At 35.4% G+C, this 24,018-nt stretch carries 33 protein-coding genes; 20 read left to right on the forward strand and 13 right to left on the reverse strand.

Going from position 1 to position 24,018, the window contains the following annotated elements; translation table 11 throughout:
- Positions 1 to 121 precede the first annotated feature (121 nt).
- The 4 genes from V7O62_RS01915 (at position 122) to V7O62_RS01930 (ending at position 2,378) form a co-directional block, all read left to right on the forward strand.
- Positions 122 to 1,186 carry a hypothetical protein gene (locus V7O62_RS01915; protein WP_406657333.1) on the forward strand — a complete coding sequence of 355 codons (1,065 nt, stop codon included), beginning with the start codon at positions 122 to 124 and terminating at the stop codon, positions 1,184 to 1,186.
- A 1-nt stretch (position 1,187) separates the two neighbouring features.
- Entirely contained in the window at positions 1,188 to 1,481 is a 294-nt protein-coding gene (locus V7O62_RS01920) for a hypothetical protein (RefSeq protein WP_406657334.1), read from the forward strand.
- Positions 1,482 to 1,494: 13 nt separating this feature from the next.
- Complete coding sequence (locus V7O62_RS01925) at positions 1,495 to 1,644, forward strand: hypothetical protein (protein ID WP_406657335.1); 150 nt, start codon at positions 1,495 to 1,497, stop codon at positions 1,642 to 1,644.
- A 428-nt stretch (positions 1,645 to 2,072) separates the two neighbouring features.
- The gene (locus V7O62_RS01930) at positions 2,073 to 2,378 is read left to right on the forward strand and encodes a zinc ribbon domain-containing protein (RefSeq protein WP_406657336.1); all 306 of its coding nucleotides are present in this window, start codon (positions 2,073 to 2,075) and stop codon (positions 2,376 to 2,378) included.
- Between the two features lie 287 nt (positions 2,379 to 2,665).
- On the opposite strand, the gene V7O62_RS01935 is transcribed toward V7O62_RS01930, so the two are convergent.
- The gene (locus tag V7O62_RS01935) at positions 2,666 to 3,052 is read right to left on the reverse strand and encodes a putative quinol monooxygenase (RefSeq protein ID WP_406657337.1); all 387 of its coding nucleotides are present in this window, start codon (positions 3,050 to 3,052) and stop codon (positions 2,666 to 2,668) included.
- 230 nt (positions 3,053 to 3,282) lie between these two features.
- Here V7O62_RS01935 and V7O62_RS01940 point away from each other — a divergent pair, with 230 nt between their 5' ends.
- On the forward strand, positions 3,283 to 3,456 hold the full coding sequence (locus V7O62_RS01940) for a DUF362 domain-containing protein (RefSeq protein WP_406658317.1): 174 nt from the start codon (positions 3,283 to 3,285) through the stop codon (positions 3,454 to 3,456).
- A 92-nt stretch (positions 3,457 to 3,548) separates the two neighbouring features.
- Complete coding sequence (locus V7O62_RS01945) at positions 3,549 to 3,920, forward strand: DUF2023 family protein (protein ID WP_406657338.1); 372 nt, start codon at positions 3,549 to 3,551, stop codon at positions 3,918 to 3,920.
- A gap of 101 nt (positions 3,921 to 4,021) precedes the next feature.
- On the opposite strand, the gene V7O62_RS01950 is transcribed toward V7O62_RS01945, so the two are convergent.
- Positions 4,022 to 4,480, reverse strand: coding sequence for a pyridoxamine 5'-phosphate oxidase family protein (locus V7O62_RS01950; RefSeq protein WP_406657339.1), 459 nt, complete (start codon positions 4,478 to 4,480; stop codon positions 4,022 to 4,024).
- 109 nt (positions 4,481 to 4,589) lie between these two features.
- Here V7O62_RS01950 and V7O62_RS01955 point away from each other — a divergent pair, with 109 nt between their 5' ends.
- Positions 4,590 to 4,877: a hypothetical protein gene (locus V7O62_RS01955; protein WP_406657340.1), complete on the forward strand. Its 288-nt coding sequence runs from the start codon at positions 4,590 to 4,592 to the stop codon at positions 4,875 to 4,877.
- Positions 4,878 to 4,889: 12 nt separating this feature from the next.
- Here the strand turns inward: V7O62_RS01955 and V7O62_RS01960 are convergent, their stop codons facing one another.
- A complete protein-coding gene (locus tag V7O62_RS01960) occupies positions 4,890 to 5,183 on the reverse strand; it encodes a DUF427 domain-containing protein (RefSeq protein WP_406657341.1) in 294 nt (97 codons plus the stop codon).
- A 329-nt stretch (positions 5,184 to 5,512) separates the two neighbouring features.
- Between V7O62_RS01960 and V7O62_RS01965 the strand changes: the two genes are divergently transcribed.
- Together V7O62_RS01965 and V7O62_RS01970 are read left to right on the forward strand one after the other, a co-directional pair.
- Positions 5,513 to 5,710: a helix-turn-helix transcriptional regulator gene (locus tag V7O62_RS01965; protein ID WP_406658318.1), complete on the forward strand. Its 198-nt coding sequence runs from the start codon at positions 5,513 to 5,515 to the stop codon at positions 5,708 to 5,710.
- 505 nt (positions 5,711 to 6,215) lie between these two features.
- On the forward strand, positions 6,216 to 6,992 hold the full coding sequence (locus tag V7O62_RS01970; RefSeq protein ID WP_406657342.1) for an SDR family NAD(P)-dependent oxidoreductase: 777 nt from the start codon (positions 6,216 to 6,218) through the stop codon (positions 6,990 to 6,992).
- Between the two features lie 224 nt (positions 6,993 to 7,216).
- Here the strand turns inward: V7O62_RS01970 and V7O62_RS01975 are convergent, their stop codons facing one another.
- Complete coding sequence (locus V7O62_RS01975; RefSeq protein WP_406657343.1) at positions 7,217 to 7,789, reverse strand: acetate uptake transporter; 573 nt, start codon at positions 7,787 to 7,789, stop codon at positions 7,217 to 7,219.
- A gap of 583 nt (positions 7,790 to 8,372) precedes the next feature.
- Complete coding sequence (locus tag V7O62_RS01980; RefSeq protein ID WP_406657344.1) at positions 8,373 to 9,128, reverse strand: class I SAM-dependent methyltransferase; 756 nt, start codon at positions 9,126 to 9,128, stop codon at positions 8,373 to 8,375.
- A gap of 162 nt (positions 9,129 to 9,290) precedes the next feature.
- On the opposite strand from V7O62_RS01980, the gene V7O62_RS01985 reads away from it, so the two are divergent.
- Positions 9,291 to 10,124, forward strand: a complete 834-nt coding sequence (locus tag V7O62_RS01985) for a TrmB family transcriptional regulator (RefSeq protein WP_406657345.1) — start codon at positions 9,291 to 9,293, stop codon at positions 10,122 to 10,124.
- Between the two features lie 433 nt (positions 10,125 to 10,557).
- Positions 10,558 to 11,610, forward strand: coding sequence for a GTP-binding protein (locus V7O62_RS01990; protein WP_406657346.1), 1,053 nt, complete (start codon positions 10,558 to 10,560; stop codon positions 11,608 to 11,610).
- Between the two features lie 98 nt (positions 11,611 to 11,708).
- Here V7O62_RS01990 and V7O62_RS01995 read toward each other — a convergent pair whose 3' ends face one another.
- Both V7O62_RS01995 and V7O62_RS02000 read right to left on the reverse strand, forming a co-directional pair.
- The gene (locus V7O62_RS01995; protein WP_406657347.1) at positions 11,709 to 12,044 is read right to left on the reverse strand and encodes a cupin domain-containing protein; all 336 of its coding nucleotides are present in this window, start codon (positions 12,042 to 12,044) and stop codon (positions 11,709 to 11,711) included.
- 96 nt (positions 12,045 to 12,140) lie between these two features.
- The gene (locus V7O62_RS02000) at positions 12,141 to 13,481 is read right to left on the reverse strand and encodes an ATP-binding protein (protein ID WP_406657348.1); all 1,341 of its coding nucleotides are present in this window, start codon (positions 13,479 to 13,481) and stop codon (positions 12,141 to 12,143) included.
- A 168-nt stretch (positions 13,482 to 13,649) separates the two neighbouring features.
- Between V7O62_RS02000 and V7O62_RS02005 the strand changes: the two genes are divergently transcribed.
- The 3 genes from V7O62_RS02005 to V7O62_RS02015 all read left to right on the forward strand — a co-directional run bounded on the left by V7O62_RS02005 (position 13,650) and on the right by V7O62_RS02015 (position 14,511).
- Positions 13,650 to 13,793, forward strand: coding sequence for a hypothetical protein (locus tag V7O62_RS02005; protein WP_406657349.1), 144 nt, complete (start codon positions 13,650 to 13,652; stop codon positions 13,791 to 13,793).
- A gap of 165 nt (positions 13,794 to 13,958) precedes the next feature.
- A complete protein-coding gene (locus V7O62_RS02010) occupies positions 13,959 to 14,339 on the forward strand; it encodes a VOC family protein (protein WP_406657350.1) in 381 nt (126 codons plus the stop codon).
- A 13-nt stretch (positions 14,340 to 14,352) separates the two neighbouring features.
- Positions 14,353 to 14,511 (forward strand): hypothetical protein, encoded by a 159-nt coding sequence (locus tag V7O62_RS02015; RefSeq protein WP_406657351.1) that lies wholly within the window; start codon positions 14,353 to 14,355, stop codon positions 14,509 to 14,511.
- Positions 14,512 to 14,573: 62 nt separating this feature from the next.
- On the opposite strand, the gene V7O62_RS02020 is transcribed toward V7O62_RS02015, so the two are convergent.
- Positions 14,574 to 14,978, reverse strand: coding sequence for a winged helix-turn-helix transcriptional regulator (locus V7O62_RS02020; RefSeq protein WP_406657352.1), 405 nt, complete (start codon positions 14,976 to 14,978; stop codon positions 14,574 to 14,576).
- Positions 14,979 to 15,099: 121 nt separating this feature from the next.
- On the opposite strand from V7O62_RS02020, the gene V7O62_RS02025 reads away from it, so the two are divergent.
- The 3 genes from V7O62_RS02025 to V7O62_RS02035 are packed head-to-tail and all read left to right on the forward strand — an operon-like array spanning position 15,100 to position 16,848.
- Complete coding sequence (locus V7O62_RS02025) at positions 15,100 to 15,591, forward strand: ester cyclase (RefSeq protein ID WP_406657353.1); 492 nt, start codon at positions 15,100 to 15,102, stop codon at positions 15,589 to 15,591.
- A gap of 34 nt (positions 15,592 to 15,625) precedes the next feature.
- Complete coding sequence (locus V7O62_RS02030; protein ID WP_406657354.1) at positions 15,626 to 15,823, forward strand: CRISPR-associated endonuclease Cas1; 198 nt, start codon at positions 15,626 to 15,628, stop codon at positions 15,821 to 15,823.
- Positions 15,820 to 16,848, forward strand: a complete 1,029-nt coding sequence (locus V7O62_RS02035; RefSeq protein WP_406657355.1) for a hypothetical protein — start codon at positions 15,820 to 15,822, stop codon at positions 16,846 to 16,848. The genes V7O62_RS02030 and V7O62_RS02035 overlap by 4 nt, the downstream gene beginning before the upstream one ends.
- Here the strand turns inward: V7O62_RS02035 and V7O62_RS02040 are convergent.
- The 3 genes from V7O62_RS02040 to V7O62_RS02050 all read right to left on the reverse strand — a co-directional run bounded on the left by V7O62_RS02040 (position 16,845) and on the right by V7O62_RS02050 (position 20,653).
- On the reverse strand, positions 16,845 to 18,578 hold the full coding sequence (locus V7O62_RS02040) for a caspase domain-containing protein (protein WP_406657356.1): 1,734 nt from the start codon (positions 18,576 to 18,578) through the stop codon (positions 16,845 to 16,847). The two genes, V7O62_RS02035 and V7O62_RS02040, sit on opposite strands and share 4 nt — an antisense overlap.
- A 269-nt stretch (positions 18,579 to 18,847) precedes the next feature.
- Positions 18,848 to 20,350, reverse strand: a complete 1,503-nt coding sequence (locus V7O62_RS02045) for a hypothetical protein (RefSeq protein WP_406657357.1) — start codon at positions 20,348 to 20,350, stop codon at positions 18,848 to 18,850.
- 99 nt (positions 20,351 to 20,449) lie between these two features.
- The gene (locus V7O62_RS02050; RefSeq protein WP_406657358.1) at positions 20,450 to 20,653 is read right to left on the reverse strand and encodes a hypothetical protein; all 204 of its coding nucleotides are present in this window, start codon (positions 20,651 to 20,653) and stop codon (positions 20,450 to 20,452) included.
- A gap of 70 nt (positions 20,654 to 20,723) precedes the next feature.
- Here V7O62_RS02050 and V7O62_RS02055 point away from each other — a divergent pair, with 70 nt between their 5' ends.
- Positions 20,724 to 21,026 carry a hypothetical protein gene (locus V7O62_RS02055; RefSeq protein WP_406657359.1) on the forward strand — a complete coding sequence of 101 codons (303 nt, stop codon included), beginning with the start codon at positions 20,724 to 20,726 and terminating at the stop codon, positions 21,024 to 21,026.
- A gap of 12 nt (positions 21,027 to 21,038) precedes the next feature.
- Here V7O62_RS02055 and cas1 read toward each other — a convergent pair whose 3' ends face one another.
- Positions 21,039 to 22,241: a CRISPR-associated endonuclease Cas1 gene (gene cas1, locus V7O62_RS02060; protein WP_406657360.1), complete on the reverse strand. Its 1,203-nt coding sequence runs from the start codon at positions 22,239 to 22,241 to the stop codon at positions 21,039 to 21,041.
- Positions 22,241 to 23,173 carry a hypothetical protein gene (locus V7O62_RS02065; RefSeq protein ID WP_406657361.1) on the reverse strand — a complete coding sequence of 311 codons (933 nt, stop codon included), beginning with the start codon at positions 23,171 to 23,173 and terminating at the stop codon, positions 22,241 to 22,243. Before V7O62_RS02065 ends, cas1 begins: the two co-directional genes overlap by 1 nt.
- Positions 23,174 to 23,239: 66 nt before the next feature.
- On the opposite strand from V7O62_RS02065, the gene V7O62_RS02070 reads away from it, so the two are divergent.
- Both V7O62_RS02070 and V7O62_RS02075 read left to right on the forward strand, forming a co-directional pair.
- A complete protein-coding gene (locus tag V7O62_RS02070) occupies positions 23,240 to 23,380 on the forward strand; it encodes a hypothetical protein (protein WP_406657362.1) in 141 nt (46 codons plus the stop codon).
- Positions 23,377 to 24,015, forward strand: a complete 639-nt coding sequence (locus V7O62_RS02075) for a hypothetical protein (RefSeq protein ID WP_406657363.1) — start codon at positions 23,377 to 23,379, stop codon at positions 24,013 to 24,015. Before V7O62_RS02070 ends, V7O62_RS02075 begins: the two co-directional genes overlap by 4 nt.
- Positions 24,016 to 24,018 lie beyond the last annotated feature (3 nt).

The following is a 24,018-nucleotide window of genomic DNA, read 5'->3' on the forward strand; positions in this document are numbered from 1 at the left end:
TAGTACTAGTGGCCCACATTCGTTTCTTTTTGAGATATTCTACTAGAGTGGATGAAATATGGAAAAGTAGAACGTTAGACGATAAATAAAAAATTGTACAAAGAAAGTTGAGGGATTAAAAATGAATGATAATACTAGTGATTTAAAGGCCCTGAAAAAAGAGCTACATTCGAAAAGAATGCGTAAAGGGTACATGTGGGCATTATTCTGCGCAATAGGGTGGGCTCTCTGGTACATAGCAGGCACCCTCTTATGGTCAGTTGACCCATTCTATGGAATGTATTTTGATATTGCCGGAATAAATGGCGATACTATTGCACTCATCTTAACTGCAGTAATGATTTCTGCTTTAACTGCGATCACAGCAATAGTGGCTCTTCTAATTTGGAATAGGGCACTTGACAATCATCGTGAAATCGGAAGATCAATGAAAGAATTCCACCCTTGTTCAAAATGGTTCTTTTTAGCATCAATATTTGGAGGACCCATAGCAATCGTTGGTTCATTTATTGCAATGGGAATTATTGGTCCCGGATTTACAGCCGTTGCAGGTCTTACATATCCCATATTTGGTGCCCTGCTTGCATGGAAATGGTATGGTGAAAAGATATCAAAACGGGCGGCACTTGGAATTATGATAATCATCGTTGGTGGAATCACAATTTTCGGTGGCGCTGCCTTTGGTGAACTTGCTAAAGCTGAAGGAATTCCATGGCTTGGAATTATTGGGGGATTGATGGGAGCAATTGGTTTTGGCACAGAAGGTGCAATTGTAGGAAAAGGCATTGATGTCACAAAACCGGAAATAGGCCTTACAATAAGGTATTTCTTTGAATCCGGATTCTGGTTTGTACTTGTCATCCCACTCCTGGCAATTGTCGGCTACCCAATTTTCACATATGCATTCCAGATATTTGATACACTGACAATAATTATATTGGCAATTACAGGTTTTGTAGCTGTTGCAAACTATGCTTCCCTCTATAAATCATATCCATTAGTTGGTGTTGCAAAAGGGCAGGGTATTGCAAATCTATATGGTCTGCTGGCAGTTATTTTTTCTTTCATGTTCTTTGGAGATGTACCCGAATGGACAATCGTGATTGGAGCCATACTCTGTATTGGTGGAAGTTACATAATGTTTTCAGAGAGCCATGATGGTGAAGAGTCCTTAAGGGGTGTATAAAATGACACTGAGGCCAATAAAATTCAAGATTCTGGAATTGTTCTCTGATGGACAGGAACACTGGAATTATGAAATCGTAAAACAGATCCAAAAAGAATACAATATGCCCGGTGATTACCACAGAGACTCCATTAATTTCGATATTATCGAACTTGTTTCCGGTGGAATGCTCTCTGGTGTGGATGAAATGATCGATAAAGAAGGAATCTACAAGAAAGGATTCCTGATGCAGAAATATGTCATTACCGATTTTGGCAAGCTTCGTGCATCCAATTGCTGTATAAGAAATCTATGAGGAGGTCTACTAAATGGTACAAAGTGAAGCCGCACTGGAAGCATACAATTCATATTTTGCCAATGCCCCAATACCTGAAGCAGGCAAAGTACTGATTGTTGTGATTTTTGCGTATTATCTGTTTACATTGTGGCAAGCAAGAAAATTCGTTTCAGAGTTTTGAACAAAAAATTGGATCGAAGAACAAAACAATTTCAAATAATGTATGATTAGCAAATAGAAAATTTTAGATGGGTTAACTAAACCCAACTAAATTATTTTTATAGAGAGGGGTGTATAAAAAACTAAATGCAAAGCATGATTGCTTAAATGATACATTGGATAAATATAAATCGATTATAAATCGATTTTGTTCATTTCTTTTCATATGAGTGTGATTCCATCGCTGTATATGATCTTCTTTCCAGCATACCAGTGGCATGATTGAACTGTTTATATTGAAAAAAAGTCAATAATATTGAAGAATATTCTCTTGATATAGAAAACTCAAGAGTATATTAACGAAAATATTTTATGAGATTGCATATAATAAATATTTAGTATACAATAACCATAGAAACATATGAACCTGGTTTTAGGAGGATTGGATACATGGAACAAACACAATCAAGAGAATGGGAACAAACACAATTAAAAGGATTATTTTGCCAGAGCTGCGGCATGCTAATGGAAGAAGCAAGTGACGAAGAGTTTGGCACAAATGCAGACGGCAGCAAGAACGAAGATTATTGCTCTTACTGCTATCAAAAAGGAGCATTTACAGATCCCGATATCTCAATGGAAGAGATGATTAAGGCAACAGCTAAAGGATGGGCAGAACATAATCCAAGCGTGTCTTATGAAGTAGCTTTGGAAGTTTCAAGGAAGAATATACCTACGCTGAAGAGATGGCAATAAGTTAAAAAGATTTCCTGAGGCAGTGTTAACTGCACCTAAAATTATGTTTTTTCTTCGCTTATTTAATCGACAGAGTATTCTGGCTCTTAATTCAATAGTTGACAACTACCTGCTTCTTTTACAATGAGAATGGAGAGCAGGTTAAACCGTTACTCCTTTTAACAAGATCTGTACATCCAGCACTGAAAATAATCAATAGCATTGCCATTAAAGTAATAATGACTATTTTCACGCGTTCATGAATGATAGAGCGATGATTCACTCAACGAACCCGACCAACTGTGAACTTACGACATCTCTGACGGGCCTCGTGAAAATCCAAATGCACGGGTTGCAAAGATGGCTCCCATGTTCATGCCAGAGGCTATCTGCACTAATTCATCCGGTACGTCACCACAGAAGAAGAACGGTCCGGGGACCGCAATCTCCAACAATTTTGGAAAATGCTTTGCAGCTGTTCCTCCAAGATGCTCTCCCAACGCATCGCTATCCCGGAATATATCAACGATGATTAAATCTTCCGATCCCTGTACTTCATAAACCTCGAACCTATATGCACCTGGTTCATTTGCCTTCGCCTCTTTTACGACGTTTTCATACATGGCCTTGAGCTCGGCTCCCTTTCCAGGTTTAGCAGTCCACTTGTAGGTTACAGTAATCTCTTCTCCGGTCATTTTAATCTCCCTCTATTGTGTATAAGAAAATGGTCGGTTTTAAGTATGTCGTTAGAGTTCTAAAAGTGTTATTCCAGGGGGTAAACACTTAAAACTATCATGCTGAAGGAAGAGAGAAAATGGATATCTACAGACTCATTGAATTGGAATGAAACATAGTTTCGATCACCCCTATATATGATTGAAATGTGAAATAAACATGTTATCACTAAATGGGGGGTGAAAACAGAATGTACATTATTACAGATACTTGTGTAGAATGTGGTAAATGCGAACCAGAGTGTCCAGTAGATGCAATAAGCCATGGTAGCAAATACACAATAGACGAGAGTTGTGTTGACTGTGGATTATGCGCTGCAGTTTGCCCGGTTGATGCAATATATCGCAGTCCTAGTTTCAAATAAATAGATTAGATGCCAGATACAGACAGATGCATACCATGTGCTTATGGGTATATGGTACTTTTTTTATCCAGTATTTAAAGAGGCAGCCTGAAATGGAAGAACATCACGCAAATGGGAGTATGCAAGTATTCTACCATCATATGTATGAATATCAAAAAGGGCTCAGACATCTAATTTTACATACAACTAAAAATAATTACCAGGGAAAAATGGCGGAAATACTTGAAAAAAATAATATAAACTACATCATCGTTCCAACAGGAGATAAAAAAATAAATGTATTTTTTGGAAACAATGCATGTATTCAGGTATTAAAGGAAATTGGAAAAAAGGATTTGGCGAAATACACAGATGAAGAAGATTTTATCCTTGGAATTATGCTTGGTTATGATAGATTGAAGCAGTGTGAACGTTATCTTGAAAGAAAGAAAAATCGTAGCAATGTTGATGAACTCATTGGATAAAATAGTACTAACATTTTCATTTCGCATGAGAGCAGATCATGCATTCAAAAAACCAGAGAAGTATGCCATATTTTCTTTGTACAATGATCTATCAGTCCTGTTCACTCATAATTCATTCCGTAGTGTCTGCCATGCAGATCTTCAATGTCAATACGGATGACTGCTACTCCTTTGAGATTCAGGTCATCAATATTATACTCTTTATTGTGGAAATGGTCTATTATTATTCGAAGGCCTTCTTTAATTTCTTCTTCTTTTTCCAGAATTGTTGCTGTCCCATATCCAACAATACTTCGATACTTCATGTAATATGAGCAGGGTTCATTAGATGGAAGCGTCTCATAAAAATCATCTATTTCAAAACAGACATTTTTGTTATTTCGCAACAAATCAATTTTAGTACCTTTTCGGGAACTATGTAAATAGATTGCATCATTTGCATATCCGAATGACATCGGTACGATGTAAGGTTTGTCATCATTACAAAGCGCCAGTCTTAGATATTGTGTTTCTGACAGTATATTTTCAAGTATCTTTTGATCTTTTATTTTATTACCCATAACATCAAGCTCCGTAATTGAACTAAATTGTCTTTTTTTATATTTTATATCATTAACTCATTGTAATAGTTAGGATCAAAAGTAATTTTCAATAGTAAATAATCTGTAATTGATAGGAAAATACTTTGCTCACGTACAAAAAGCTCTTAGAACAAATGACCCTTCAGTATTGAGGGAATTCAAAGGTAAAAAGATTGTAGATGCAGAAGGAATAGAAAATGGAAGAAGATGGGATTTTCTAAGAGTACTTGCTATTTCCATTTTCATCTTCCAATTCAATGTGGATGAAAATGACGGCTGTCTTTTTGATTTTGTCTTTGATTTCAACATTTTCTACATTATCAATAGTCTTGCAATGAGTATCAAATCAAGAATACTCAGTATCAAACTCTGTTAAAAATGAAAGTAATTAGATAGATAATTCTACATCCTTTCCAAAAGCAACAAAGTTACTAAAATCTCTTGCATGGGTTTTGTAATCTGCGTAATACCATACTCCATTCTTATAGACCTCGTTGCCAATCACAATATCATAGTAATTGATTTGTCCCTTTTCATCTTCAGTGTGATGATTATTTTCTTTTAAATATTCCATATTCAAATAATCACGATTAAAATACTTGATTCCATCTATCATTACAAAATCATTTGTTTTTCCAAGTTGTGTACCGTTCCATTTAATTTCCCATTTTAGTCTTACCATGATATTCAATCCCTGAGTGTAAATACAAAATTTTGTTTATGAAATTAATACACATATGTGTTAGTTATTTACTACTTGTTTAGAAATTGATATAGCATTAACTATGATATTCTATCAACACTATTGATTAAAACAAGGGAAAAAATATACTGTAAATTATTATTTACGACAATAATACTAATTGTGTATTATAGGAAAACTTTTTTTAACCCATCTATTAAATCAAATCAAAATCTCTGATGCTTGCAGTATCTAATGACTAGCATTCGGATCCAGGATGACGATTGTCAAAATAAGATATGATATCAAATGCGGGTTGTATGATGAAGATGAAAAACACGTTGAAAGTGCAAAGAGCAAAAAATGATCTTACTCAAGAAGAACTTGCAAACAAGATTGGTGTTTCAAGACATGCAATTATTGCTATTGAGAATCAAAAATATTCACCTTCATTAGAACTAGCATTCAAGATTGCTAAATTCTTTGAAATCAAGATGGAAGAACTCTTTATCTATGAAGGAGAATAACCTAAATGCATTTTTGTGCAGGGCGGAATAAATGTGCAAAGTCGTAGCAATCTTCTGCATTGTATATAACCACAGATGAAAGGCAGACATACATATGCAATATAACTACTATCTGTGTTTATCTACGGTTCTGATTAAAACTCATTTATCAATTTCTACAAAACTCTTATTGTACTACTAATAAAATGCGAGGTAAAGTTGGATATGGATCTAACACTTGATGATTTGTAGAAAAGTTATTAGACATATTTGTTGCATCCAATATAAGTATATTTGATAAATATTTTACATTATTAATGAAGTCCTCTCTCTGTTGATAGTAAGATTTCCGTTTTTTCAAGATACTATATTCCCGTATAACAAGTCGGGAGAACATAGGTAACGTCTAAAAAAACACTACACATTTTATCCCACAGTAGCTGCATAATTGTAAAAGCCTATTATTTTCACTGCACTTGAATTAGCTATTTATGATTTCAAATCCAAGACTGGATGAGGCTTTGATATGAGTCAAACTTTTAAGATAATAGAAAATGAATTCAAGGGAAGAGTTGCTATTGTAACCGGAGCAGGAACTGGCAATGGCGAATCTATTGCTGAAAGGCTTTATGCAGGAGGAGCTTCAGTTGCACTTGTTAGTCGTCATATAGCGCCCCTTCATGACATTTGTGAGAGAATTGATTCATCAGGAAAACGCACTATTCCCTTGGAAGTTGATGTTCGGGATTCACACAGTGATCAGATAGCAATTAACTCTATTATCGAAAGATTCGGAAAGATTGATATTGCCGTCAACAACGCTGGAATTACAGGACCAGCAAACACTCCTCTTCAAGATCTTGATGCCGAAATTTGGCGAGATGTTATAGATACTAATCTAACTGGTGTTTTCCATTGCATGAAATACGAAATACCAGCAATGATTCAGAATGGCTATGGTGCTATTGTTAACATGTCATCTGCAAACGGACTTGTCGGTTTGGCTGGCATGGCAGCGTATACCGCAACAAAACACGGCATAATTGGGTTAACTCGTTCTGCAGCTTTGGAATTAGCAGAATCCAATATTCGGGTATGTGCAGTTGCTCCCGGTTATGTTGCAACTCCTAGAATCGTGGAGTCCGGAAAGGAGACTCTGGATTACATGGCATCCGCACATCCCATGAAACGTCTTGCTACGAGAGAAGAAGTGGCAGATTTAGTCGCCTATTTACTTAGTGAGAGAGCTGCATTCATAACGGGAAGTGTTCATTGCATAGATGGAGGGTACACAGCTCAGTAATATATGCAGACATAAGCATTCATTGCAACAGTAAATAAGATAATATCTTAAATAAATTAATAGAACAAGTTATTAAGAAAACTTGTCCTTGAGGTGACCCCTTCACTTTCAATTTATTCTTGCAGACTATCTTCGATACCCTCTGAACCTTATGTTTTGGGTAACCGAACAACATGTCCTTGTGGAAGATTTAATTCACCAGGTAAAACAAATTCAATAATTTGTTATTCACCTAGTGGCAAAATTGTTTTACCATATTTTTCATTTAATACTTCAGCCAGAGCCAAATAGATTGCACTAAGACCACAAAGGATTCCTTCATAGCCAGCGAGCTGCTTTAACATTTCACTTCCTGTAAAATCGGATATTGCCAGCAACACGAATAACAATGCTAATGTTCCGAAAACGATTTGCAATGCCCGGTTAGCTTTGAAAGTTCCTATGAACATTCCAAAGGTGAACAGTCCCCACATAAACAGATATGCTGACATTTCGATTGCACTTGGAGCGTCTCCCAAGCCAAATTCTGGTGCGATCAGTATGAAGACCAAAGTGAGCCAGAATACACCGTATGAAGTGAACGCTGTTGTCCCGAAGGTATTGCCTTTTTTCCATTCCATAATCCCTGCTATAATTTGAGCAAAACCTCCATAAAACAAACCCATAGCTAAGATCATTGATCCCAGTCCAAAAAATCCTGCATTATGTAAATTAAGCAGTACCGTAGTCATCCCAAAACCCATCAATCCCAATGGAGCTGGGTTTGCTGTTATATCCTTGATCAAAGTTTCATCCATGCTAATACCTCCGGAAATTTATTATTAATGACATTATAGTGTAGTTTAGTTTTCATGTTCAAGTTTTACGTCAAAATTCTCAGACATATTCTATCTATTCTTAACTATTATTCATTATATATTTTACATGACCTGACTTTATCCCAGATCAATTGAACTCAGTTTTGGAACCATACAACAGAACCCAGCAGTTGAAAATACAGCTAGTGTTATGAATATTGATGGGGCCAAATAAGGAAGAGATAATGAAACCAGAGGTTAATAGTTCCCATCCATCATGAATAATGATGATGAATATATTTATCTCTTGTGGTCTCTGGATCATGCAACTTATTGAACAAAAACCGACAAGTCAAGCCTACAGGATGCATGTACGTAGGGAAGGAAGCTAACAATATTGATGAGCAGGGTCTTGATTCTGACTGCTCTTGGAAGCATTTTCTTTATTTGGCAGACTGGTAAAAATGTAGTTGTCAAATCACATAAATGGGAATGATTAATAAAACAAAAAAGTAAAATTAAAAATGATTTGTATTCGGATGTGACCTGCTTTTTATGAGCAAGTCACTCCACATATACGCTATTAGAGTTTGTTCTTTTGAAAAATGTAGAACGCATAACCATATTCATCTGGGCGTTCTCTGAAGAGTTTTATCTCTCTTCTATTAAACTCAAGTATCATTTCTGCCTCAGTGTTTCCTTTATAGTCATCACTGATGTCATCAACTCTTTTTTCCAGATTGTCATAAAACTCGTACCAGACAGAAGCTGGCAGTTCAAAGTGATCAATGACATCATATCCTACTGCCGTGATAACTTTTTCAGTGTCAGTTATGTTCATTATTCCAGGATATATTTCCTGCCAGAATTCAACAACTTCCGGAGAAGGTTCGTCTGTGAACCATGTGTTCTCTGTCACTGCCATATAGCCACCATCTTTCAGGAACTGTTTCCAGTAGCTAATTCCTTTTTCAAAGCCAAGGATAAAGATAGAACCTTCTGCCCAGATGACATCGAATTCTCCTGCTTCAAAGGGCAGGTCATCCATGGAAGCACAAACCGTGGTAATCTTGTCATCAATTCCTTCTTTAGCTGCATTTTCCATCAGCTTATCCAGAAAAGGCTGGTAAATGTCAGTTGCAGTGATGTGACAGTCGTTGCAAATCTTCGCAAGATGTATTGTCTGCATACCCACACCGCAACCAATGTCAAGGATCTTACTGCCTGCAGGAAGGGAAGAAAGCAAATTAAAGGCCTTTTCAGTACATTCATTGCTGCCAGGACCCTGTCTGGGTAAGCCGTCAAATATTTCATATATCTCAAAAACTGGTGATTCCATTTTTGCACCTATACTCATCATTTATTTTGCTTGATATGGATATGTAATAAAGTCAATATGACTTTTGGCAATTACAATTTTATATGTTCAAGCAGTGATTCTTAATATCATGCAGAATAGATAACAATTTTACTTTACAATAAACTCAGAAGTAGTGAAAAGATGGATGAAAAGTTACTTGCAAATATCGGTTTAAACAAATATGAGAGATCTGTTTACTGGACGCTTTTGAAAAAAAGAGAGCTGGAAGCAAGTAAATTATCACAGTTATCACGAGTTCCTATTGGAAAGATCTATGAGATTTTGAGGGATTTGAACAAGTATGGCCTTGTGGAGATCCAACCTTCAAGGCCACGAAAATACAGGACTGTTGATCCGAAAATTGCTTTTGAACTTATGTACAAAAGAAGAGAAAAAGAAGCACTCAATGAGCTCAAAATACTCAGGGAAACATTTGCTGAAATTGAACGGCAAATTTCCAATGACGATTCTCCAAAGCATGTTGAAACAATATTCTGGCCTGACAAGTTCCATGATAATGAACTAAAAGAGACGGTGAATTCATTTTTTGAAGATATTGAGCATGAAATATGTGTTGTTACCCCCCTTAAGTATAAGCCAGGAGTATCAGAGCAATATGATGATTCAATGACAATATTCAGCAAGGCTTACTTAAATTTGGCACAACGTGGCATTCATGTTAAAATTCTAGATTCCTACTCTCAACTTTTGCCGTCAATAAAAGAACTTTTTAATTCAATAGAAGATGAATCGGTCAAAGGTAATTTGCAGAAATTCATGGAAATAAGAATTTTGGAAACAAAGCATGATTTTGTAATCTTTGATTCAAAGACTCTTTTGCTTGATATTGAAGATCAGATTAATACGGGTACTAGTCTCGGTATGACGCAAATTAATGATGAGTCATATACAAAGCGTTTCAAGGCTAAATTCGACGACCTTTGGACTAAGGGGAAGCGATTCAATTTGACATAAACTGGTCCAGGTTATGAGTTCCTTATTGATGCCTGCTAGTTTGTAATCTCATTGAATTGTTGCATAATACTTTTTGAATAAATTGCAATTTAATTGATGGCCAAATATTGTTTGTATCTTTGTTCATATTTGTCAAAATCTTACATATTCTAACCCGGAATGCCTGTCTGAAAGTGTTCTATTTTTGCATTTATGAGATCAGTTTCATTGATCAGATTAATGCTGTTAATAAATAACCAGAGGTTATGATATATACGAAAAGTAAAATAGTGCCATTTGTTAACAGTGAAAACTAGAGATTCACTGTTCAAAAACCTAAACATTGGATGTAAACTATGAGTACAGCAATTTTAAACCAATTAGCGGAAACTGTGATCGAAGGGGGCGACGATTTGGCAATTACTCTACATCTGCATATAAAAAAGGTGAGATCATGAAAGTTATAATCATAGGCGGTTTTCTTGGTAGCGGAAAGACAACTACTTTGAGGAATCTTGGTAAACATCTGAGCGACAAAGGACATAAAATAGCTATAATTGTCAATGAAGTAGGAGAGGTTGGAGTTGATGGTGAGACTATCTCAAGCGGTGGACTTGTCACTAAAGAGCTTACAAACGGTTGTATCTGTTGCTCGTTACAGGCAAGTCTGAAGTCCACCCTGCTGACCATCATTGGGGATTTCGACCCTGATGTTGTTATTGTAGAACCCACAGGTATTGCCTTCCCTCTTCAGATCAAGGAACATATAGAGCTTATGGACATCGGCGATGTATCATTCGCACCTGTAGTAACGATCGTTGATGCAAGTAGGTTAGGTGTTGAATGGGACCAGATCCCTCGCTTCATCGAGAACCAGATAGTAGAGTCTGAGATCGTCTGCATCAATAAAATCGATCTTGCGGACGGGGATGCCATAGCTTCTTCAACACAGAAGGTTCTGGAGATAAATTCTGATGTAATTGTTGTGGAGTTCTCAGCAAAGAATGTGGATGAGAAGTTCGAGAGGTTCATGGATCTGCTGACTGGTGAGAGTGAGCTCCATCAGCAGCGTGAGGATCTGAACTCAATAGAAGAATCCGGTGTTGGGGCATATGCAGGAGAGTATTCGATCAGCTCAAATGGAATGCACTCCGACAAGGTTACAACAATGCTTGACAATCTGCTTATGGACATCAAGGATAAGGTTAGGGCGGTAAACCCCGACTTTGTAGGTCATATCAAGTTCAACTTCAAATACAGTGAAGGTCTTGTCAAGGGAAGCCTGACCTCTTCAAATGGCGAGCCTGTTGTTGAGATACTTGATGAGAAGGGCGCCGGTGAAGAACATCTTAAATTCCTCTGTGCAGTGACAAAGGTTCCAAAAGATTATCTTATGGATTTCGTGGATGACAGCATCCGTGGAGCTCTTGAAAAGGAAGGTCTTTCCTTTGAGAAACTAAGTTCAGAGATCCATGACGAACCTAATATCATAAATCTTGAACTCTAATAGTGGTTTGCCACAAACAACAAATGGAAAGACTTTGCTGCAATAGGAGATGACAATGATGTTCACTCCTGCTATGAAGGCACTGATCTTCTCTTGCTCTATTTTGTCAGGCAAAGCAGTATTGCCAAATCTTCATCTGCCTGAAGAGCATGGGGTGCATTTGCTGGCATGAAAATAAAAGTACCTTCCTTCATCTCGATATCCTTATCAAATAACTTGAAAATGCCTTTTCCTTTGAGTACTTGAACAACTCCCGTTTTTGTAGATGTATGTTCATCAATATCCGTTCCGGCAGCAAGACACATCAAAGTATAATTGTATCCTTCATTTTTGGCAAGAACCATACTAAAAATTCCCTCTGAAGGAAATTGCATCAATTCACTCAAGTCTCTTGAAAAACCCTTGTCCTTATCTATCATCTTTATATCCATCATCCTTTACCTTTGTAGATATTTGGTACTTATACGCTTTGCATTCAGCCTCAAATGTCTCTACATATTCGGTAATTATAATATTCCTGAATGGTATTTTTATTGCACTTTTTCCCCTAAGGGAATTGTGAATGTGAATATGCTTCCTTTTCCAACTTTGCTTTCAACCCATACTTTTCCTCCCTGCAATTCAACAAATTTTTTAACAATGGTAAGACCAAGACCTGTTCCATCAAATTTTCTGGTTAAATAATCTTCGACTTGCTTGAAAGGAAGAAAAATGCTTTCGAGTTCTTCTTTTGGGATTCCTATTCCTGTATCGATCACAGAAGCCTGTAACGTGTTTTCATTATTTGATACAATAACCTTAACAGAACCACCAGCGTCTGTAAATTTAATGGCATTGCTAAGTAAGTTGTAAAGGACTTGCTTTAACATTTGTTTATCTGCAATTGCAGTAGTTAAATTGCTCCTATTGTCAAAATCCAAGGATATACATTTTTGCATTGCTATCGGATGTAACAAGCTTATACTATCGTTCAAAAAGTCATTAATGTCAAATGAAGAATAGTGTAACTCTGAATTACCACCCTCCACTTGTGAAATATCCAGTATCGAATTGATTATTTGGAGAAGATCATTACCACCTTTATAGATATATCTAACATATTGCAGCTGTTCATCGTTTAATTGACCCTTTTTTTCAGTTTCCAGAATCTGGGAAAAACCAATTATTGAATTAAGAGGTGTCCTTAATTCATGGCTTACCATTGCAAGGAACTCACTTTTTGCACGATTTGCACTGTCTGCTGCAATTTTTGCTTTTATCAGTTCATCCCTTGCCTTCTTACGACTTGTGACATCACGGACAATGGTTAGTAACGCCAACTTTCCTTCATACTCAATTCTCCGGATACTCAACTCGACTGGTACGGTAGAACCATCCTTACAAACACCAATTGTCTCAAAGACAGCATGTCCTTCCGTATCTAGTTCTTTCATTATTTCCGATGATTTTACTGCATATTCTGGAGGTTCCATGTCCCTCATCGTCATTTGTAGCAGTTCATCCTTCCTGTAACCTAGAAGATTGCAAAATTGATTATTAACGCCCAAAAAGTGACTATCTGTGTCTACTATACTGATTCCATCATTGGCATTTTCAAATATAGTTCTGAATTTGTTTTCAGACTGCATGAGAGAGATATTTTTGAGTTTCAACTCATGAAACATGTGAAAAGAATGAAAACCAAGAGCGAACGCCAAAAAAACAAATCCGATAACAATCTCATCAAGCTCCCATGTCTCATGTGCTTGTGAGAATTCATAAAACATTTCGAATGCATCAAAAGTTATGGCTGTTATTGTCACAATAATTGTTATAACTGCAATAATGACAAATGGTCTGAATTCTTTGTCTGCTTTAAACTCACTGATCATCTAAAACTTCCTGAGTGACAATTATATGTCAATGAGAATACTTTAAAAATCGGACTAGAAATAATGGATACCAGTATTGCATTTCCTTTTTTTAAAAGAATCCATGTAAACAAATAGGAATAAGGAGTTGATAAATTTATTTATTCATGCATACTACCGTAGTATTGTATGGGTCTAAAATCTACCAATCCAAAAGCATCTCTTACCAAATCATATCGGTTAACCGACCGCACGATTGACAATCTCGCTTATCTTGTGGACATTGGCGCAGCTAAAAATCATACAGATGCAATTGAAAAAGCGGTTGAGTAATGGCAACTGAAGAAAGAACGAAGAGAAAATTAATGGAAGAAAAAGACTTGTCCGAGTAGGTTTTTACTCTCAATGCTCATGTTAGGGAATATTGGAGATGTGGCAAGAGATTTAAGTAAAGCATTTTAGATATATTTCCATATAGCAGATTTGGAGGTTGATGGTATGAAATTAGAAGTGGATATGGTAGTTGATGATGCTATTGCTGCAGCAGATTATTATGAAAAATTATTCGGGGCTAAAATCCTATCGAAAACCGATCTGGAAAAAAACCTGAATGAAGCCAGTCTGATGATCGCAGGTACAGAGATCAGGTTGTTAAATGAAAACAAGGATTATGATCTTTTTTCACCTACAAGTGGTGCAAATAGTTCCATATGGATGAGTTTAGTTGTTGATGATATTGAGACCCTATACGAAAAAGCACTGCAAATGGAAGGTAAATCCATACAACCAATTACTGAATATAGGGAAATAAATGTGAAAAATGCAGTATTTTCAGATAAGTTCAATCATACATGGGTTTTGAATCAGGTTTTAGTTTAATCTTTGTAGATGCTTGTATATCGGCGAGGAAGCCAGTAAGATTGATAAGCAGGAACTTGATGTGAAGATAGCTCAAGAATTCATCAATGAAAAAGCTGTTTATGATTTCATCCTGAATCTGACTCCTGAGAAAGCCCGCCAAATATGGATCAAGCATAGGATGGGGAATTGAATTTAAAAGCAGGAATATAAAGAAAGTGTTCGGGAGAATTTTAGAATGTGGTATAGTTCATTCTACACTTGTTCTTTTTTATTTTTGTCAATAATCATTTGAATCAATTCATCCCTATTATTTTTCGCGGATAAAAGGAAATCTTCTGGGGCATAAGTCTCAGGGGCATATTTCTTGCTCCAAATCACCATTTCCAGTAAGAGTGGTATTAAATCAAATCCTTTTTCCGTAGAAGAGTATATACTTCTTCTTTTGTCATTTGGGTGTGGTGACTTGTAAATGATTCCTGCATTTTCAAGCTTATTCAATCGGTCAGCGAGTATATTTGTTGCAATATGTTCTTTTGAATTTTGCAGATCAGAGTAAGTTTTTTTGTTGAATAGCAAAATATCTCTAAGAATCAAAAGAGTCCATTTATCTCCCACATAGTCTAGAATATTTGCAATCGGACAATCAGATCTTTGCATTTTCCCTCCGGTTTCACTTGCATTTTGCAAGCGAAAGTATTATCTTATTATTGTAGTATATAACTATTCATATTAAGTTGCTATGTAAATCTAAAATTATCAAGGAAATAGGAGTGGTAGAATGAGTCAATTACAAAAGTATCCCAAAATTGATGTTAATAACCATTTACAAGAAAACTGGACAAAACAAGAAACTGAAAATGTAAAAGTAGTTGTGGACTTTTTCCAGCACCTGATGAACGAACATGATTTTGACTACACACTTAAGACATATGGAGGTACTTCGTACACACAGCACAACAGAGCTATACCGAATGAAATTTCAGGGCTTATAGGTTATGTGCAGACATTGACCAAAAGATTTCCTGAGTATTCTTTTGATGTGAAACGCATTTATGCTGATGGGGATTATGTACTGTTGCATAGCCATACCACAATGAAGGCAAAACACAGGGGCAATGAGAAAAAAGGATTTATTATTACAGATACATTTAGATTGAAAGGTGGTAAACTGGTAGAGCACTGGGATGCTATTCAACCTATTGACACGTTCTCAAGACTTCTGTTTTTAGTGACAGGCGGTAATATAGGTAATGACAATCCAACTTTTTAAGTTACTCTTCATGACCTATTGAAATTTACATGAGATGAATCCTAGCAAGATCAGTTTAGCGTATGACCTCCAAGAGCCTTTCAGATTCCTTGTTGATCTGGCTGTAATCAGCTTAATTAAGTCAAAGAAGATGGATAATATTGATGAGCAGGCTCTTGATGTGAAGAGAGCACAGGTACTTTTTTTAATCCTATTATCGGAGCAAACATTACGGCAGGAGCAAGGTTATTGATTGCAATTGCAGAGAAGTTTGTGATGGATAAGGGTGAGGTACATGCTTACATGGATACGGATTCAATTTTTGTTCCTCCACATCTTGCTGAAGAACTAAGTCATTTATTCGATTCACTGAACCCCTATGATTTTAATAAGCCTATTCTGGAAATTGAGGAAGGAATGGAAGATATCTGGTTTTATGGAATCAGTTCTAAGAGGTATTGTTTATTCCACAAGGACAAAAATAAGATTGTAATTCCCGAAGGCAAGAAGCTCTTCTATAAACTACATGGATTAGGTCATATCACAAATCCATTTAGCCGGGAGTTAAAGAAAGGAGATCAATGGCATAAGAGATTGTGGGAAGATATTCTCAGGGTTCATTTCTATCCTGAAGAGCTGCCGGATGTGTTGGAGAAGTATGAGAATTATGCAGTTATTTCTAATCTTTCAGTGTCGACCGGAACTATACTGAAGCGCTTCAAGAAGATGAATGAGGGGAAAGAGTTTGACAAACAAATCAAGCCTTTCAATTTTATGCATGTTGGCAATGGTGCTACAGTCAATGAGGATGGTGAGAGGATTAAACCCGTTGCTCCTTTCAACAAGAATCCACAGCTAGCAGTTGAAAAGGAATTCATAGACTACAATACAGGAGATACGCTTCAAGGAAGAGAGTATTGGAAGCCGTTAAGTGATGTTTTTCTCGATTACATAGACCATCCGGAAGCTAAGTTTGAGGGAGAGGTTGGAGTTCTACAAAGGAGGCATTTGAAGCCTAAAGGATGCGTGTACATTGGTAAGGAAGCCAACAAGGTTGAGATGCAGGAGCTTGAAAGTAATCACGTTGAAACATATCTCGATATCAAGAAGTTTCACGAATGGGTGCTTCAATTGAAACCAAAAGATACCCGGGCAATGGGAATCAATGATAGGAGTACATTGAAAAGAATCAAGGATAAAATGAAATCTGGGAAGAAGCTGAATTATAGAAAAGGAGCGGTGAAAGTTTTGGTGAAAAATTTTTCCATTTTTGATTAATCCAAATTGCCAAAAGACTTTACTTGGTTAACCAAGAAAAGCATACTTTCAGCGGCATCAAGATCAATTTCCCATTTTCTAGTTAAAGTATCTTCTAATTGTAAAATATATTGATAAAAATCATCGATTTTAACATCAAATAAAGTTTCTATGAAAACTGTAAAATTATTATCTTCTAATTTCCTCGCTATTCTTCGTGGGACTTCAAAGTCATCGAGAACTAGATAAGACGGATAAGAAACATAATGCAAATCCTCTTTTGATTTTCCATAACAACATAACAAGAATACAATTTCATTTAGGTAACGTAGTTTATCTGAACTAAATATATCTTCGGTTCTTTCATTTTCAGGATAAAGATAATTTAAATAAATAGATACATTTGTATTAAATAAATCAGGATGCCAAAACTCAGATAAATAAATTACAGGTTTTAAACGACCATTGTATTTTTCAACAGAGCTTTTAAGAATTGCCTTTAAAACATCCAAATTTTTGTCTTTATATGCAAAACTTAGAAAATCAAAAATGATTTCTGAAAGAATGATAGTAGGTATTTGAACAATTGCAGGCTTTCCACTTTTATATTGTGTTAATTCTTGCAATTTGAATATATATGGAAGATTTTTAATTATATATTCTGTGTCAGAATATTCAAAAATATATCTACATAATGTCATTAGTGGTTTTGCATATTCTCTACAATTCTCATAGTAATCTATAGCTTCTTCTTTTGAAGCCTGAAAAGATATAGAAGGAGTAGAAAGTTTACTGTATAACTTGTTAATTTCTTTTTTTATTAGTTTATCAATACTAATAACTTTATTAGATTCAATTAGTTCAATGATAAGACTCTCGAATTCATTTAATTCTTCTTCTGTATAGTATTCAATTGGTTTTTGTACCGCTGAACTTGGAACCAAAGTATCTTTTCCAATATGGATTTCTTTTGTTGCTCTTACTTCTTCTTTTGGAAGAACTAATATCTTAAAATAATCATTACTACTTATTGATTGTGGGTTTTGTTTATTTTCTGTTTTATCTCTCACTTTTTCTAATATACTGGCATAAATTCCATCAAAAGAAAAGAGATAATCTTCTGCTTCATGTTCAATATTCTCTAGAACATTAACAAAACTATGTGTGAAAACACCATGCTCAAGCTCGGGATCTTCGATAGCAAATTCATCTGAATCACAAGCTGTAAGTGTTCCGGTTCCTTTATTGTGACCTATGAGTTCTATTACCTTATCAATTTTAATTTCACGCAATTTTGACCTAGATAACGTTCTTCTTAAAGCGCCTCCACTATGACAGGCATCCAATATAATCAGTTTAGAATTTGCATTAATAGACTTGATTAATTCGTTTAAGTCACCAATTTTGAGTGCGGTTTCCTCTGAATATTTTTCTTCAAAATCAGAAGGGCATAAAAAAGTATTCATTGAATTTATTTTATCAACCTCTGTTGAGGTAGTAAAACCATGTCCTGCAAAACTAAAAATGACATAATCATCATCTCTAGCGGCATGAACAATATCTTTTATTGCTTTTAATATATTGATTCTAGTTGCTTCTTCATCTATCAACAATTTATTATAAAGCAGTTCAAACTGAGAATATTTGTTGTGTATTAAGCGAGCATCATTTACACAATAGTTAAGTTGATACTCTTGAGATAAAAATGGATATTTATTTATACCGACAGATAAAAGTAAAATTTTAGACATTTTCTAATGCTTCAATACTTTATTACATATATATGTAATGATTTTCTAATTTTATACCAGCTGTGCCCATCTCACAAAAGCGTTGCCAAAATTAGAGTTGTATATATCCCGACGCGTAGGTGCGGGGATATAGGTAAGCTCGAAAAACCGAACTTATAATAAAAAATGACAAAGCTAAATCCAAATTATAATTGCAAGAAAAAACTGAACTCTTATGTTTAATTTAGTATGTAACTAATTATAATAAAAAAAGAAAAAGTAGCTATAATTCAAGTTTTTCCTTTATCCCCACCTAATTGAGTGTTGATATGGCGGCTTGGGAAATTCAAAGTTGATTTATCAATATAATACCCATTATAGCCTAGGATTTTAAGAAATACTCTATTAAAAAGGGATTCATAAGCGAATGTTTCATTCAACATCTCATTATAAATCTCATCGTTATCCCCTAAATCCCCGTGAGCCATTTTATGCCGACTTTTGAGAGCTGAATTTTCAATATCTCCAACTTTAAGTTCAATTTCATCAAAAAATTGTTGAAAACGATTGGTTACTGACATATTATAAGAGTTATTAATTTTGTTAAATATTGGAGTACCATTATCCTTGTCTTTTAGCTTGTTAAATATGTTCTCCAAATCATCTTTTAATAATTTATCAAATTCTCGTTTTTTCATATACAACCCTTTACTTTTTGATTTGGTTGTTTTAAACCATCCTTTCATGATTATTTCTAAAGCACTTGCTAAGATAGGTAAATTTGTCCCCAAAGGAGCTTCTAATGATGCCCAGTAAATATTAAGGGCTAGATCCAGATTTAATTCAGTTCTCAAATTTAAATAAGAAGGAATTAATTCATTTAAGATTGTTTCTATTTCACGTGCGTTACTAGGCCCTATGGCTATTGGTTCACGGCTTGGTTTGCGGCAAAGACTAAGAATATTATTTTTAAAAGGCGACACTGCACTTACTTTTGTTAAATAACCATCCTGATTATAGCAAGTGCTTCCAACTGAGATTAGCTGCTTTCCTATAACAAAACTTACTATTTCACTAATAGCATTTCTTTGATCGAAAGTCGGAATAAAGTCAAATTCCTTACGATATTCTATACTAAAACTATGTGACCACTGTGGACTAAATTCTTTGTCCACTTGCGTAATCAAAAATTTTATATCTCCAGCATTTATAAAAGCAAAATCAGCACCTGCAACGCCCAAATATTTGTTTTCATATTTGGTTCTCAATTCTTTCAAAACACCTCTTGATCTATTGTAATTCAGAGTAGTGTCCCTATGTGTAAATCTAGGAAGATAAATATCTGAACCATTTAAGTACCAGTCAGCTAACCAAATTGCTTCGGAGTCATTTGAATAATTTACTTTAATTTTGTACACTGATATGTCTAACTCACTATTACTTTCGTTAGATGTTGCACTCCAATTACTACTCCATTGATCAATGAAACAGTTATATAGCTCGACTTTAATTCCAGAATTTGTTTCTCCAACTATAGTAAACGTATCAATTTGACTACCTGGCACAGATTCTCTCATCCAACTTTTATCTGAGTCTCGTTTTTCAATATAGAATAGCTTGGCTCGCAGCTTATATGAGTCGTCTCTTGAAACAACTATTTTTTGTATGTTTTGCGGTAAATTAGGGTTGCCATGAACTTTGTCCATTTGAATTTCGTTCTGAAGTTTATCCCATTCTAAATGCTTCAAATAATCATTTATTTCCACCAAATCAACACCTACATTTCCAATCATTAGCTATTGAATTACGATAATAAAAATGAAAACAATTATCCTTTCAAGTTATTCCCACATCTCCAACCTCTCCCTAACATGAGCATTTAAAGTGAAAGCTCACTCAGGTGAGTCATTTTCTTCCATCAACTTTCTCTTCGTTCTTTCTTCAGTTGCCATATGCTCAACTGCTTTTTCAATTGCATCCGTATGATTTTTAGCTGCGCCAATGTCCACAAGATAAGCGAGATTATCAATCGTGCGATCGGTAAGACGATATGATTTGGTAGGGGGTGCTTTCGGGTTATTAGATTTTGGAGTCATATAATACTACGGTGTACACCAAAGTATTCAAATATGTGTAACACTCATGTATTGACTAAGGTGTTTCATTGTGAACTCAAACAGATCATGGATTTGTATGGATTGTGGAAAAGTGGTCTTTTTTCCGAGTGCAGACAAAGAAAACAATGTGGTATGTATTTTCTGTGGAAAGCTAAATCTTCAGGAAATGCCCCAAGAAAAGATGGTTATTGAGTGTGACAATCATCTACCAAGTGGTGTAATACCATTAATTGCGTTGATACAGAATTATCACTATAAGAAAGCGAATAAAGCGATAGAACGTGGAGATTTCATTGACATGAATGACCTAATAAACACATCGTTAGCTTACTTTTTGTTGTTAGTTGCGTGATGCATGTCTGTATCAACATCTATCCAACATTTCTAATCTTTCTCTGACATGAGTAGTAAGAGTAAATGGCTTGTCAGCTTCAGCATTCTTTTTCATGTAGTGGAGCGTACCCTTAGAAAACCCCATTTTCTTCCATTCAGAATAGGAAACACTCATTATCTTTTTCCTGATTTCTTCAGAATCCTGTCTCTCAATCGTATAAGCAGGCTTAATGAAGTCAATTGTCTTTCTTTTCCCAACAAGATACTGAACTAATTCTCTAGCTTTCAATAACAAAGCATAGCTCCACATAACAGATTGCTTCTTGTAAGCTACTTTCTTGTTCATCCAGTTATTGAACTCTTCAGTAACCTTCTTAGCTCCTGAAGGTTTGAGCCTGAGTGCATAGCTCTCAGTTCTGATAAAGTCCTTATTCTCCATTTTACCCGACTCAATCAAGTTAATAACTGAAAGATCAACTAGGAATCTAAAAGGTTCTTGTAAATCATAGGCTAAACTGCTCTTGCTAGGGTTCATCTCATGCAAAAACCCTACATGAGCATCAAGACCAACCGTATTAATAGCTCTCAGACATTCAGCTTCAAGCAGAGTATAACCATAATTGAGCATGACATTGACTTTATCTCCTGCTCCAGTTGCTCTTCTGTATTGGTCTATCCTTGAACAAAAATCATATTCTTCAGGTATTGCTTTGTTAAGCTCATTCCAGTACTTCCAAGCAGCTCCACCTTCAATGCCCATTATTTCCCTGATGGTTTTAGCAGTACTCAGTTTTTCAATATCTTCTGAGAAATCATAATCAATTTGAGGATACCTTTGTTTAAGATAGTCCATAACTACAATGGACTTATCAAACTTGGCTTCAATGAACTTTTTTGCGATCTCAATTCTGTGTTCATTATCCTCAAAAGCATGATACTGAGCAAACTTGATTTTGACATTGGTACTTTCAGGAGGTTGCATTGTGGTAAGGAGCTTACAATCCCAGTTTAGAATAGAGATTTGAACATTGTGTTTAATCAACCATCTAATAGCATCAAGAGTCAGGTTTCCATTTCTGCCATAAACTATGATATGGTCAATATCAATCCTTTTTGGAGAGAACACATACTCTTCAGGCTCTTCATTAGCTGAAGTCCTACCATCTTTGACATGTAACTTTGCACCACTCACACGCATATCAATGCCATGACCATTAAGAAGAAGCATCTTCATTAGAAATCAACCTCATTTTGCCATTCTTTCATGTTGTTGTCCAGTAAAAGCATCTTCCTATCATTCAAACCACATTGCGTTATTGCATCATATCGAATTACTCCGATAAATTTAGCTGCTTCATCATTACCCTGTTTCTTTAATTCTCGTTTGAAATCAAAAAGATCAGTCCTGTGTTTTTCAATTATGGACGCAGTGCATTTTGTTCGGTAGTCGTTCATTACAGTGTCCAAATTGCTGATAGTTTTTGCATCAGCTCTTAGTTGGTTAATTACTATTTCATCTTCGTAATAACCAAGTAGATGAATTAGGCCCGTTCTTAGATTTATATACCCTTTTATTGGGGATGGATATCTCATTAAAACCCTCTTCAACATCTGAGTAAAAGCTTCTTTATTTGCTGGTTCTCTTCCAATATCGATTACGTATTTGTATAAAATTCTGAGTAGATGGTCAACAAGGTCTGTGTTTTCAGTATTCAAGTTTTCAACAAGCAAATCTAGATGCGATGGTGTAAGAGCATAACTTTGCTCGTAGTTTTCAATTTCAATCAAAGCTTCTTTTATGTCAATTTCATTTTCAGACTTTAAGATGTCAATAACATTATCTATATGGGTTTTTATTTCTGAGGATAATTTAGAAACAAAATAGGATGCTTTACCATCTTCTCTATCTATTCCATATCTTTCAAGTTCTTCAGGATTTTTTAAAATTAGTACTTGACCAGTTTTAACAAGAATTCCTAATTTTCGATCTATACTTTTTTGTGAATAACCCCGTTCACCTTTGTGTGCTGACATTAGATCATTCACCAGTTGCCGCCTTCTAATATATCCTATTAAATCAAGGTAATTGAGTACTTCAGTATCAAAATCAACCTCATTTTTGTTAATATTACTATTATTAACTTTGTTATTAGTCCTCAAATTCATACTTATATTTACCCTCAAATCTGTATATAAGAATTATGGAGAATGTTGAATCATGGTGATAGTACCATGAGTAACAATGAAAGAATACTAACAACCGTGTCTCCATATTTGAAGGCAAAAATAGTACAGATGGCAGATAAATTTGGATGCTCTCAGGCAGAAGTTGTCAGAATCGCACTGTTAAAACTCTGGGAGGGCGAGAAATGAGCAGACCTCAGTTTTCCAGAGAATACAGGACTTATGGAGAATGGCTCAAAGCTATGCCTAGGAATTCCAGGTATGCAAAAGAGATTATCCGGAAACATCAACTCTTTCCAGATAAGAGTCTGAATCAATTAAGGAATCTAAAAGTAAGTTGTTATGATCTGAGCCAGACAGCATGGCAAAGTCTGACATCACAACAAAAAAGGGATAGAAACCTGTCTCTTGAAATCCTAAGATCTGTCAGAAAAGGAGAATCACTAACTCAGGCATTAGAGAAAAGAGGACTCAGAAAAGACTTTGTTCTTAAGAATCTTGGTAATCAGCTTCAGAAATCCAACGGTAAATGGATTCCATGTAAGACAGACAGCCTGAATGTTGGAATGTCTGTCTACACTAACGATGGACTAAGAACAGTAGTAATTACTTCTTCAAAGGATAGAATCAGAATTGCAAAATACTTCAATGACGTTCAGAAGGCTTTGAAAGCAGGTGATGAATCTGTTCTCAGGAAATACAAAAACCTGAAGCTCGTTGATGCTGAAGGCAAAGAACATCATTTTGAAACAGACCTTGAAAGGCTGTATGAAATAAGAGAAACGATTGAAGAACCTGAATTCTTTGAGATATACAGTAACTAAGGA

The sequence above is a fragment of the Methanolobus sp. ZRKC2 genome (assembly GCF_045291185.1).
Classification (GTDB): Archaea; Halobacteriota; Methanosarcinia; order Methanosarcinales; family Methanosarcinaceae; genus Methanolobus.

Bases quoted from the DNA above. Each gene is read 5' to 3' on its own strand.
- V7O62_RS01915 (WP_406657333.1), top strand. From the start codon at position 122: ATGAATGATAATACTAGTGATTTAAAGGCCCTGAAAAAAGAGCTACAT.
- V7O62_RS01920 (WP_406657334.1), top strand. From the start codon at position 1,188: ATGACACTGAGGCCAATAAAATTCAAGATTCTGGAATTGTTCTCTGAT.
- V7O62_RS01925 (WP_406657335.1), top strand. From the start codon at position 1,495: ATGGTACAAAGTGAAGCCGCACTGGAAGCATACAATTCATATTTTGCC.
- V7O62_RS01930 (WP_406657336.1), top strand. From the start codon at position 2,073: ATGGAACAAACACAATCAAGAGAATGGGAACAAACACAATTAAAAGGA.
- V7O62_RS01935 (WP_406657337.1), bottom strand. From the start codon at position 3,052: ATGACCGGAGAAGAGATTACTGTAACCTACAAGTGGACTGCTAAACCT.
- V7O62_RS01940 (WP_406658317.1), top strand. From the start codon at position 3,283: ATGTACATTATTACAGATACTTGTGTAGAATGTGGTAAATGCGAACCA.
- V7O62_RS01945 (WP_406657338.1), top strand. From the start codon at position 3,549: ATGGAAGAACATCACGCAAATGGGAGTATGCAAGTATTCTACCATCAT.
- V7O62_RS01950 (WP_406657339.1), bottom strand. From the start codon at position 4,480: ATGGGTAATAAAATAAAAGATCAAAAGATACTTGAAAATATACTGTCA.
- V7O62_RS01960 (WP_406657341.1), bottom strand. From the start codon at position 5,183: ATGGTAAGACTAAAATGGGAAATTAAATGGAACGGTACACAACTTGGA.
- V7O62_RS01965 (WP_406658318.1), top strand. From the start codon at position 5,513: ATGAAAAACACGTTGAAAGTGCAAAGAGCAAAAAATGATCTTACTCAA.
- V7O62_RS01970 (WP_406657342.1), top strand. From the start codon at position 6,216: ATGAGTCAAACTTTTAAGATAATAGAAAATGAATTCAAGGGAAGAGTT.
- V7O62_RS01975 (WP_406657343.1), bottom strand. From the start codon at position 7,789: ATGGATGAAACTTTGATCAAGGATATAACAGCAAACCCAGCTCCATTG.
- V7O62_RS01980 (WP_406657344.1), bottom strand. From the start codon at position 9,128: ATGGAATCACCAGTTTTTGAGATATATGAAATATTTGACGGCTTACCC.
- V7O62_RS01985 (WP_406657345.1), top strand. From the start codon at position 9,291: ATGGATGAAAAGTTACTTGCAAATATCGGTTTAAACAAATATGAGAGA.
- V7O62_RS01990 (WP_406657346.1), top strand. From the start codon at position 10,558: ATGAAAGTTATAATCATAGGCGGTTTTCTTGGTAGCGGAAAGACAACT.
- V7O62_RS01995 (WP_406657347.1), bottom strand. From the start codon at position 12,044: ATGATGGATATAAAGATGATAGATAAGGACAAGGGTTTTTCAAGAGAC.
- V7O62_RS02000 (WP_406657348.1), bottom strand. From the start codon at position 13,481: ATGATCAGTGAGTTTAAAGCAGACAAAGAATTCAGACCATTTGTCATT.
- V7O62_RS02005 (WP_406657349.1), top strand. From the start codon at position 13,650: ATGGGTCTAAAATCTACCAATCCAAAAGCATCTCTTACCAAATCATAT.
- V7O62_RS02010 (WP_406657350.1), top strand. From the start codon at position 13,959: ATGAAATTAGAAGTGGATATGGTAGTTGATGATGCTATTGCTGCAGCA.
- V7O62_RS02020 (WP_406657352.1), bottom strand. From the start codon at position 14,978: ATGCAAAGATCTGATTGTCCGATTGCAAATATTCTAGACTATGTGGGA.
- V7O62_RS02025 (WP_406657353.1), top strand. From the start codon at position 15,100: ATGAGTCAATTACAAAAGTATCCCAAAATTGATGTTAATAACCATTTA.
- V7O62_RS02030 (WP_406657354.1), top strand. From the start codon at position 15,626: ATGAATCCTAGCAAGATCAGTTTAGCGTATGACCTCCAAGAGCCTTTC.
- V7O62_RS02040 (WP_406657356.1), bottom strand. From the start codon at position 18,578: ATGTCTAAAATTTTACTTTTATCTGTCGGTATAAATAAATATCCATTT.
- V7O62_RS02045 (WP_406657357.1), bottom strand. From the start codon at position 20,350: ATGATTGGAAATGTAGGTGTTGATTTGGTGGAAATAAATGATTATTTG.
- V7O62_RS02050 (WP_406657358.1), bottom strand. From the start codon at position 20,653: ATGACTCCAAAATCTAATAACCCGAAAGCACCCCCTACCAAATCATAT.
- cas1 (WP_406657360.1), bottom strand. From the start codon at position 22,241: ATGAAGATGCTTCTTCTTAATGGTCATGGCATTGATATGCGTGTGAGT.
- V7O62_RS02065 (WP_406657361.1), bottom strand. From the start codon at position 23,173: ATGAATTTGAGGACTAATAACAAAGTTAATAATAGTAATATTAACAAA.
- V7O62_RS02070 (WP_406657362.1), top strand. From the start codon at position 23,240: ATGAGTAACAATGAAAGAATACTAACAACCGTGTCTCCATATTTGAAG.
- V7O62_RS02075 (WP_406657363.1), top strand. From the start codon at position 23,377: ATGAGCAGACCTCAGTTTTCCAGAGAATACAGGACTTATGGAGAATGG.